Below are 387 nucleotides of genomic sequence, written 5' to 3'. Positions count from 1 at the left end.
TCAAAGGAATCAGTCGAGAAGCAGGCATTTTATCAAGAACGGCCACCAAGCTAGAAGCGATAAAGGACAGCGCGGTTGAGGCAGAAGAGGCAGCGGTGAAACAAATCAGCGAGGAGATCTATAAAGAAGAAAGTACGGTTGAGGCAGAAGAAACAGCAGCGAAACAAATCCGAGAGGAAATTGAGAAAGAAGAAAGTGCGGTCGAAGAAAGGGAGATCCAAGTTTGCAGACCGTGCGGTCCCGGAGGTAGAGCCAAACGGTCAATCGAATGCTGTGAAGTGGAACCACAACCAGGGACAAGCACGTCAACGGAACAGCCGGAGTTAGATGACAACATCCCAGCACCTCCAACAGAAGAAGAAATCGCAGTGATGGAAGGGAGAGAAC

Annotated in this window: 1 protein-coding gene; it reads left to right on the top strand. The window is 49.6% G+C overall.

Translation table 11 applies throughout. The features are described from left to right. Positions 1 to 387 (top strand): hypothetical protein (locus PPOP_RS23040; RefSeq protein ID WP_042229877.1); only part of this gene is annotated, 387 nt, incomplete at both ends.

Origin of the sequence: Paenibacillus popilliae ATCC 14706 (assembly GCF_000315235.1) — a bacterium.
Taxonomy (GTDB): domain Bacteria; phylum Bacillota; class Bacilli; order Paenibacillales; family Paenibacillaceae; genus Paenibacillus_B; species Paenibacillus_B popilliae.
This window is presented reverse-complemented; position numbering and strand designations above follow the sequence as displayed.